Source organism: Candidatus Cyrtobacter comes (genome assembly GCF_034470605.1).
Lineage (GTDB): Bacteria > Pseudomonadota > Alphaproteobacteria > Rickettsiales > Midichloriaceae > Cyrtobacter > Cyrtobacter comes.
The window spans coordinates 1-9,805 of sequence record NZ_JARGYT010000043.1; the positions used below are offsets into that span (position 1 = coordinate 1).

The window sequence follows — 9,805 nt, forward strand, 5'->3', positions numbered from 1 at the left end:
TCAAAGAAAATCGACGCTTAGCATTACGATTTGAGAAATCCGATCTCTCTTTCCTTGCCTTTATAGCTTTAGCATCTATTAAATACAACCTTTGTTAACAGTGCCTAATATCATCCTCCATGGCGTTAACACCAACAACAAGCCTATCGATTCTTCCTTGGATAACACCTGTATTTAATTGCTCTTGCGCATCACTAAAACCCTCATCCTGGTCTACAGTTGTAGTACCAGCATTATTTATATCTTGCATAAAAAAAACCTTAACAAATAACTACGTATAATAAGAGATGCTGCTGCACTATTTAATAATAATCAACTTTTAATATATCTAGAAATATTTAAAATTGCATACATTTAACCTATTAATAATTTTTGGCCAAGATCTCGCAGCTTTAAATACTATTGACGCAAAACGTGTTTAAATATATGTACTGTGCGAGTATTGCAGACTAGTACGCTATCTCTTTTGGCCAGTTTGCAACTTTGTGTAACAAATTGAATTGTGATACTAGTACAGAAATTTGGTGGAACCTCTATAGGTAGTATTAAAAGCCTTGCAAGAGTTCTGAAATTTATAGAAAGGGCAATAGCGGCCGGCCATAAGCCAGTTGTTGTTGTCTCTGCCATGTCCGGTGTAACAGATTCTTTAGTTAACACCTTTTATTCCATCTCCAGATCGCGCCCTTGCCCAGAGTATGATTCAATACTCTCAACTGGCGAGCAAATATCATCCGCTATAGTAGCTCTTTCACTACAAGCCAGGGGAATAAAAGCTAGGTCATTCCTTGGATGGCAACTACCAATTGTAACTAGCTCTAACTATTCTTGCGCTAAAGTAATCTCTGTTGGAATAGAGGCTATAGAACAATCTATTCTACAAAACGAAGTGCCGGTGATTTCTGGATTTCAGGGAATATCAAATGAAAACAGAATCTCAACTTTAGGTAGGGGCGGATCTGATACCAGCGCCCTCGCTATAAGCGCCGCACTAAAAGCAAACGTATGCAACATATATACAGATGTCAGTGGAATATTTAGCGCAGACCCTAATAAAGTTTCTAACCCAGTTAGAATAGATAAACTTTCCTATAGGCAAGCCCTGCTCATGGCCTCTTCCGGAGCAAAAGTTTTACACCCCAGGGCAATAGAAATTGCAATGAATCATGATATAGAAATTAATGTACTTTCAAGTTTTGAGGATAATAGCCCAATGAGCATAATAAATAAAAATAATATAATAGAAAAGGATTCTGTACTAAGTATCAATAGCATCAAGGACGCGGTATTAATCAAGATACAAGACACAGAGTCATATAGCAGCAAGCTCAATGCATTGACGGATATATTTAAAAATGTAAACACTCAAAGCCTGCACATATATTTTGATGTAAAAGGTAATAGATCGCTCTCTATCCTATTGGGAAAAGATAACTATAGGCAAATAGCAGAACAAGTCGAAGAATTTTGTGAAAAGAACACTATGATATTCGTAATCTGCGAGAACATATCATCTGTTACTTTGACATGCTCAAGCCTAAGCTCAATCACACTTTTTGCCTCAGAAGCAATAGGACACCTGACAGACTCAGGCATAGAAGTCACAGATGTGATATCCTCAGATCTAAACCTCTCTCTTATAATTAATAAAGTTGACGAGCTAACCGCAATAAACAAGCTTCACGATAAATTTATCAATGTAGCTTAAACTACCGTATCTTTTCTATTCTATAGTTTAATTCTGCGCCGTATATGAAAATTATACTGCAAAAATAAAAATACATCAACGAGATCACAACCCCTGCTATACTGCCATATACCATATTTATTTGAGGAAAATATTTTATGTAATATCCAAAAATATATGAAAATAGCTCCCAGCCAATAAACACAACAATTGTACCAGGTATGACATCTCTGAATCTCTGCCTTCTACATGGAATCCAATAAAATAAAGAGGATGTTAACGCGCATATAACAAACCAATAAAAGAATTGTTTAGCTAAAGCAAAATTATCCCCAAATAATGAATACTCATACTGAGATAAAGATGCAAACTGCTGTCCATCACCTTGTTGAGTAGTAAAGTAAAATTTCACCAAATATAGCAAGTATGGAAACAATGTAACTGCAATCAGTATTACGGCCACCATTATTGTAAACACGCTAAATTCTAGCATGCTAAGCAGCCTAACTACAAGGTAATGCCGCTTATCTTGGGCCCTATACGCAACATTTAATACAGTCCTTATAGCAAAAAATATAGAAGATGCGGTCCACACCATACTAAATAGGGCAAAAGTTAAAAATTTGCTCGGTGGGCTAGAGATTATCTCTAGTATAGCTGGCATAAGGGCATCTATAAACTGATGAACATCTTTTTCTAACAAAAACCCTCTAATCAACGAAATAATTACTTCATGTATATCCAGCTTAATAGCGGTATGACTAACTATAATAATTAGTACCGCAAAGAAGGGGAATATAGTAAGTATTACTAAAAATGATATGTAACCAGCTTGCTCAAAACCATAATGCCTATTTAAATCTAAAGCCGCATCATAAAATGCTCTAACGAGTTTCTTGATTTTAAGCATCCAAAAATTATACATCAAAATCTAAATCAAGATCAGTACCTTTATGCGCAAAAGCAGCCTTGATTGTATTTAGCATTAATGATGCAACAGTCATTTGACCAACCCCACCAGGAACCGGCGTAATATACGATGCAATATTCTTTACACTCTGAAAATCTACATCACCAACAATCGAACCATCAACTCTGGAAATACCGACATCTATAACAAATGCACCTGTTTTTACACAACATTCCTTTATTAAAGATGGAGAGCCTGTGGCAGATATTAGTATATCAACCAGCTTGCATTCTGCTTCTATATTTAAAGATTGCGAATGCAATACAGTAACAGTGCATCCCTCTTTTATGAGCAATATGCTAAGTGGCATACCAACAACTAACGACCTACCTACCATCCCAACTTTTTTACCAGAAATATCGTTACCAAGAATTTTTTTTATCAAAAGGAGCACGCCCTGTGGGGTACATGGAAGAAAACAATCCTGCCCTGTTAACATAAGGCCAGAATTATAAGTGCTGAAGCCATCAACATCCTTTTGAGGCATCACGGTATCTAGGAGAATCCTTGGATTTATTTTTGGCGGCACTGGTAATTGGACAATGATCCCATCAACAGCTGAATCTAAATTTAACGACTCTATACAATCTACTACAAGCTCTTGGCTAATCTCTTTTTCAAAATGATTAACCTCAACCAAAACACCAACCTCTTCCGCTCTCTTTTTTTTATTTCTCACATAAATATTACTAGACTCGTTATTACCAACAAATATCACATTAAGCTTAGGCTTCCTCTTATACTCAGCAAAAAACCTCTGTGATGCACGTTTTATATCTTCTAGCAAAATCTTTGCATACCTCTTGCCATCCACGACCCTGCACACCATTTTCTTTTAACTTATTCAATAACAAACCCCTAACTTTCTCTCGAGAAAGAACATATTAGCTACTGTTTGGAGCGAATACCAGATATAAATTAGAATTTTTATGGCAAGTTTTTTTAGTAACTGTAAATATAATAACAAATATCGTTGCCAAAGAGCATCATAAACGTTAAATTAGAAATTCAAGCAACTTTATCAAAACCAACACACCGCTGTGTTTCTTGATTACTTTCTTGATTAATAATCGTATATCTATTTACAGATGTAACTTTCTGTGATACCAACTTCCGCTAGCTGGTTATTAATATTAGGTTTTCTTGTTGTGTCTGTAAAGATAAGATTGGCTAGATTTGGAGCCAAAAAAAGACCCTGCTACAGAGTCGTTGTTTCAGATTCTAGAAGCCCTAGAGATGGTCGCTTCATAGAGCAGGTAGGTAGGTATAATCCAACCCTCCCCCAGGGTTCTACTGGGAGATTTGTGGTGGATTTTGAAAGGTTGAAGTACTGGATAGGAGTTGGAGCCACTCCAACATCTGTAATTAAGAGGCTTGTCCATGCTACACGGCAGTTGTAGTATGTTAATACTAGAGTTTTACAGCTTTGATAACTGTGTGTGGATATGAGCGTAACTAGAGAGCAAGCTGAAGATGCCGTTAGGGTTTTGCTTGAGTTCATAGGTGAAGATCCTAATAGGGGCGGCTTGCTAAAAACACCATCTAGGGTAGTTAATGCCTTTTCCGAATATTTCTCTGGATATTCTCAAGCCCCTTCCGAAATCCTCTCTGCAAAATTTTCCGATGCGCAGCACTACGATGACTACATCCTTCTTAAGAATATAAAGTTCATATCCCATTGCGAGCACCATATGGCGAGGATAATTGGCGTTGCTCATGTGGCATATATACCTAACAAGGCTATAGTAGGAATAAGCAAGATAGCAAGATTAGTGGATGCTTTTGCAAAAAGGCTTCAGGTACAGGAGCGTATGACTTTACAAATAGCAGAATCTATAGAAAAACACCTAGATGCTTTGGGCGTAGCTGTTGTTATTTGCGCTGAACATGGATGCATGACATCAAGGGGGGTAAAAAAGGACGGCACTATTATGAGAACACAAAAACTTCTCGGCCAATTTAAAAATGATGAAAGATTGATGGCTAGTTTTTTAGCATCAATCTAATTTGGAGAGTGTTCGTACAAAAAGAGATAAAAAAACATAAGCCTGGAAGATTTCTGACATAGAAGGGGGCACAGACATATCAATCATCTCCTCTTTTTTTGAAACAACTTTGCTTATCATTCTTCCAATGTGATGTCGCTATTGTCTCGCTCTATTGTATACTCCCTCCCTATAAAATTTTTTATAAGACAGCCAGTTATCTGTATAATATTTCACATCTTTTACGTGTCTTATTTTGTTATAGAATTTTTCGAAGGTTTTAGCATAACTCAGGTAATAGTTGCGCTACGATCAAATGCTTTAATAATCCATTTCTTTTTGATTGTATAACTAAAGCGGTATAAAATAATTACATAAAAATTACATAAAACAGTAATTTTGTTAAACTTAACCCAATGATAACTAACCTGTTTTCAAAACTAATCATGTACCATTTTTATGACGCTTTAGCTATATAACTACCACATCTCATCAAATTCTATGTCTTGAAATATCTTTTGTGATTTTATTTAATCTCAGATAACGCTATCCAGTTATACCCCAAATAGCTTTACTATAAAGCCATTTGAGGATTTGCCGTATAATATTACACTTTCTTAATTTCATAATATTTTGGCATCACCTTCAATAAATAGATAATTCTTGCATCTATATTTCTGCATAGCCGCCCTTGACATAATTAGATGATTCACAATTTTTGCACTGTATCATAATAGTTAATACCATTTGAACGTTATATCTCTTCTAATTAACACTCTCTTTTTTAAGAGCTTTTACCAATTTTTCTAATTCTAGCTTCCGAAGAAATCCAATATCTAAAAATTATTACCCAAATCACCACTTTATAAAGCTTCAATAAATTAAAATTATTTGCTATCCCAATCTAACCGATTGTTTTTTCGACTATTTAGGCTAACGTATTCATTATTAAGGTGAAAATCATTATAGATTGATTTGTATGTAATGATCGTATTATTCAGCGCTAACAATATCTATCTACGATTTAATACCAAATTCCAATATGTTAAATACGGTAGTTAGTATGAAAGATATAGAAAATACCGCATATAGCGAATTAACACAGCAAATAAAATTGATGGAAGGTTTTGCTAAAAGAACGAGTTCTTATGCAGGCGATCTATTAGGCGTAGACGTGCGTTATGAGCTTTTTTTGATAAAATCACATATTGAAAAAGCTAAGAATTCATTCATGAGCGCTTTATCTGATAGCGAAGCAGAGCAAAAAATAATGAAGCTATTGGATGATGATAACTTAATAAGCAAGCGCTTATTTAAGATTATTATGGGTGCACAAATTGATAGCAAAGAAATCAGCGCAGAACTTAACTCTACAGAGGCTTTGAATTGCGTACTACACTTTATGTGTACAAATAAACACACAAATAACAAGTTAAGCGATTTAAGTGATGTTAGTAATTCAGGAGATGATATTAGTAATTCAGGAGATGATGCTAATAACTCAGTATACAACTTTAATTCTACTGAGGCCAAGGATCTTTTTTATAGATTTTTAGAATATGCAATTGGTAACCAAGAGCTAAACACAAAGTTGATTGAGTTAGAAAAATCTCAAAGCTTGTTTGAGAAGGAAATTTATCATGACTCAATAAAATCTCTAAAGAGACTTTCGTATAAGAGTAGACATTTTGATTATATAACGGAAAATTTTGAAAAATTTAGCAATATATACACTACATTGATGGATGGTGGCGGATATATTGAATATAAAAATAGAATCTCTATAGATGAATACGGAAAATTGCTTGATATCATAGAAGCTGAACGTGTTCTAGAAGAAATAAAAAAGTACACTATAATCAGCTCTGATATTTCAGAGCCCGTGTATATTGAGTTAAAGAAATTAACTGCTTTAGAAACAATTTGTAAGAATGCTAATGAATTAGTGAATGAATTAGAAAAGCACTTTCTCAAATTTAAAAAAGAAAAATTAGAGGTAGGTGATATTATTGTACATGATATACAGAACAAGCTTACTGTAGAGAATAGAGAGCCTAATAAAGAGGAAAAGGAGATACTAGCAATTCGTGAGAGATATGATCATTCCGCAATCTTAAACAAAGAGAAAAAATTATCGCATATACTTGGAAACTATAGAGAAGATGAATTTGTATCAAAGAAGATTATTTTTTCAGATATATTTAGAATTGATATAGAGAAATTGCTCAATAAAGAGATATTAAAAAAAGCACAAAAAACATTTAGTGATGATGACTTAAATGAAAAAGTGAATCAAATCTATAAAGAAAGTTATGATGAAATAGATAAAGATAGTTTTGAGTATACTAAAAATAGCGATACAAAAAGAAAAGAGGCTGGCATGAACAGCTATTCGTTAAAAAACAATCGATTATCTAAAGATGCCTTAAATAGAGATTCTGTATTTCACAAACCATCTACAAAAATTCAAAAGAAGTTTAAAGATATACATAAGGGATTCTTTGGTATAGATGGTGAACTACCAGACCAAATGATTTGTTCTGAATTCACTGCTAAAATTGTATTATCTTGCCTGATTCAAACTAATATTAAATTATGCAGTGAATTTGAATTAAAGAGTGGTAAGAATGCAATCACAATCCCGTTTACCGATACGAAGCAGTTGGATCTGATGATGCCCGATCAGTTAATTGATTCACTTAAGCGGGCTGGCTGTGTGGAGCGTGTACCAAATTCAGACATGCAAAAAAAATTCTTTAAGCGACCGGAAAAAGATTTATGTGTTATAGTATCAGGAATGGCCAGAAAGTTTAATGCATCTCTCTTTAAATCTATGGATATCAGTAGTAGCGAAATGTGTAAAGAATTGCTCGACGCATTTTTAGAAGAGCATAATAAACAATTTCCACATGATAAAATAGAGCTAAATCGAGATATAAAGAGTAATATAATAAATGATATAGAGAGTATTGTAGATAAAACCATACATAAAGTTAAACAGCTTAATCTTATAGAAATAAATAGGCCAGACACAAAGATTGAGCGCGATACTATAATTCACTCCATAACAGAGATCACACAAAGGATATATGAATTTATTAAAAATATTAAATATACTATCCTTACTGTAATAAATAAGGAGTTATGTATAGATATGAGGGAAGCAGCCGAGATTATTATAAATAATATAGAAAAACCTAGTAAGATGTGGGCAAGTAAAGTATCTAATGACATGGAGCAAGACAGGCACGGTGGCTTGAAGATTTCCTAAACTTTAGATAATTTAGGTATTGAATAACCCAACTGATTGATGTATCAATTTCTGGTCTTTGAAGGAGTGTAGCTCAATTGGCAGAGCACCGGTCTCCAAAACCGGGGGTTGGGGGTTCGATTCCTCTCACTCCTGCTTTGTTTTCATATCTTAAGATGAAGAAAGATTTAGCTATTGCGTATAAGGTGTTAGCCTATCTTGGTATGGATGATCATACATATACACACCTTTCTACAAGATGCCAATCAATTGAAGGGTTTTATATACAACCATTTGGACTACGGTTTGATGAGGTAACTGAGGAAAATCTACTAAGTGTTTCCTTAGAAGGCGAGGTAATAGATGGTCAGGAATACCAATATAATAAAACCGGATACGTTATACACGGATCTATATACAAGGCCAGAGGCGATATAAATGCCATTTTTCATCTTCACACCACTAATATCACCGCCGTATCCTCTATAGAGGAAGGTTTACTCCCAATTAATCAATGGGCTCTACATTTTTATGATAGAATATCATATCATAAATACGACTCCCTAGCCCTTGCCGAACATTATGGTGAAAGATTGGCTCAAGATCTTGGAAAAAATAATGTAATGTTGATGAGAAATCATGGATGTTTAATTTGTGCAAAAAGCTTACATGAGGCACTATTCTATGCATACCATTTGGAAAAGGCATGCGCCGCACAGATAGCAACATTAAGTATGGGAAAAAGCATTGTGGTACCAGATACACAAACCTGCAAAAAAGCATCCGCTGATTTATTAAGTTTTGAAAAAGACCTTGGAATGAGAGATTGGATCTCGTGGAAGAGGATTATACAAAACCCTAAATGATCTATCTAGTAAGAGAATAGTGCTAATATCCGATAAAGTGAGACGATATTCGAAGAATTACTATAGCAGATAATTGACAAGAAAAGGTAGAATTTAAGACACCAAACAAAGGCCTCTCTCTCTATAAATTTTATTATAAGTTATTCTATAGCTAAACCGTCATAAAAATGGCACATGATTAATTTTGAAAATAGGTTAGTTATCATTGGGTTAAGTTTAACAAAATTACTGTTTATGTAATCATTTTATACCGCTTTAGCTATATATATATATAGCTAAAGCGCAGCTAAAGTAAGGTTTATTTCAGCTTCCAAATCTACAATGTATATCGATCATCAAATCGTTTTTCTTCTTGGCAAATAATCCTTTATTAAATCACAAATCCTGTATTTGAGATCGCAGCTCTTGATATTGTATTATAACATTATAATAATACAATATCATAAGTTTTTATTTTATATATGAATGATACATATTTCAATCAAACATGCGGAAAGTCAACAGTGGGAGACTTTGTATTCGGCGTTCAAGCAGGTGGGTATATTGCATATTATGCTGCGATCGGTGGTGTTTATGGTGCAAGGCTATTCACTGCTTTAAATGCTATTTTACATAATGATGGTGATAATATTGCAAATGAGATGGTTGGTACAGCATTAGGTACTTTTTTCTTCGTATTAACTAGCGCAGTGTCTGCTGTTGTTTCTATGCCACGTACTATGGCAACCAATGAGCTCACTAAAGTGTCAACAACATCTATTGAAAATATTGTGGATTTATTTGTTACTAGATCTGAGCCTCATAACTGCACTACTATGAAGGAATATAATGATGATTTTAAGTCACATGAACGTATGAGTGGTATAGGAATCATGGCTGGAGTTTTTGTAACCGCACCTCTAGTAGTCATACCCGAAGGTTTGGGTATATTCGGACTTGTACATGATAAAATAGGCACTGTTAACAAAGGTTTTGCCAAATAATGGAAAAGATGCAATATTATATTGGAGGCGATAAATATGGTATTTAGATGGATAAAAGGTTGTTTCC

General features: G+C 34.3%; 9 protein-coding genes and 1 tRNA gene. 7 read left to right on the top strand and 3 right to left on the bottom strand.

From position 1 onward, the window contains the following. Positions 1 to 94: 94 nt before the first annotated feature. Positions 95 to 250 (bottom strand): hypothetical protein, encoded by a 156-nt coding sequence (locus Cyrtocomes_RS03640; RefSeq protein WP_322497848.1) that lies wholly within the window; start codon positions 248 to 250, stop codon positions 95 to 97. A 252-nt stretch (positions 251 to 502) separates the two neighbouring features. Here Cyrtocomes_RS03640 and Cyrtocomes_RS03645 point away from each other — a divergent pair, with 252 nt between their 5' ends. After that, positions 503 to 1,705 (top strand): aspartate kinase, encoded by a 1,203-nt coding sequence (locus Cyrtocomes_RS03645; protein ID WP_322497849.1) that lies wholly within the window; start codon positions 503 to 505, stop codon positions 1,703 to 1,705. A 1-nt stretch (position 1,706) separates the two neighbouring features. On the opposite strand, the gene Cyrtocomes_RS03650 is transcribed toward Cyrtocomes_RS03645, so the two are convergent. After that, positions 1,707 to 2,609, bottom strand: a complete 903-nt coding sequence (locus Cyrtocomes_RS03650; protein WP_322497850.1) for a YihY/virulence factor BrkB family protein — start codon at positions 2,607 to 2,609, stop codon at positions 1,707 to 1,709. Continuing rightward, positions 2,602 to 3,483, bottom strand: coding sequence for a bifunctional 5,10-methylenetetrahydrofolate dehydrogenase/5,10-methenyltetrahydrofolate cyclohydrolase (locus Cyrtocomes_RS03655; RefSeq protein WP_322497851.1), 882 nt, complete (start codon positions 3,481 to 3,483; stop codon positions 2,602 to 2,604). Before Cyrtocomes_RS03655 ends, Cyrtocomes_RS03650 begins: the two co-directional genes overlap by 8 nt. A 319-nt stretch (positions 3,484 to 3,802) precedes the next feature. Between Cyrtocomes_RS03655 and rpsP the strand changes: the two genes are divergently transcribed. The 6 genes from rpsP to Cyrtocomes_RS03685 all read left to right on the top strand — a co-directional run bounded on the left by rpsP (position 3,803) and on the right by Cyrtocomes_RS03685 (position 9,738). Continuing rightward, positions 3,803 to 4,054 carry a 30S ribosomal protein S16 gene (gene rpsP / locus Cyrtocomes_RS03660; RefSeq protein WP_322497852.1) on the top strand — a complete coding sequence of 84 codons (252 nt, stop codon included), beginning with the start codon at positions 3,803 to 3,805 and terminating at the stop codon, positions 4,052 to 4,054. Positions 4,055 to 4,099: 45 nt separating this feature from the next. Next, positions 4,100 to 4,660 (top strand): GTP cyclohydrolase I FolE, encoded by a 561-nt coding sequence (folE, locus tag Cyrtocomes_RS03665; RefSeq protein ID WP_322497853.1) that lies wholly within the window; start codon positions 4,100 to 4,102, stop codon positions 4,658 to 4,660. A gap of 1,021 nt (positions 4,661 to 5,681) precedes the next feature. Next, the gene (locus Cyrtocomes_RS03670; protein WP_322497854.1) at positions 5,682 to 7,910 is read left to right on the top strand and encodes a hypothetical protein; all 2,229 of its coding nucleotides are present in this window, start codon (positions 5,682 to 5,684) and stop codon (positions 7,908 to 7,910) included. A 62-nt stretch (positions 7,911 to 7,972) separates the two neighbouring features. After that, positions 7,973 to 8,045 (top strand) — tRNA-Trp (locus Cyrtocomes_RS03675). 20 nt (positions 8,046 to 8,065) lie between these two features. Continuing rightward, on the top strand, positions 8,066 to 8,755 hold the full coding sequence (locus tag Cyrtocomes_RS03680) for a class II aldolase/adducin family protein (protein WP_322497855.1): 690 nt from the start codon (positions 8,066 to 8,068) through the stop codon (positions 8,753 to 8,755). A gap of 461 nt (positions 8,756 to 9,216) precedes the next feature. Continuing rightward, positions 9,217 to 9,738: a hypothetical protein gene (locus Cyrtocomes_RS03685; protein WP_322497856.1), complete on the top strand. Its 522-nt coding sequence runs from the start codon at positions 9,217 to 9,219 to the stop codon at positions 9,736 to 9,738. The last annotated feature ends 67 nt before the right edge of the window (positions 9,739 to 9,805 follow it).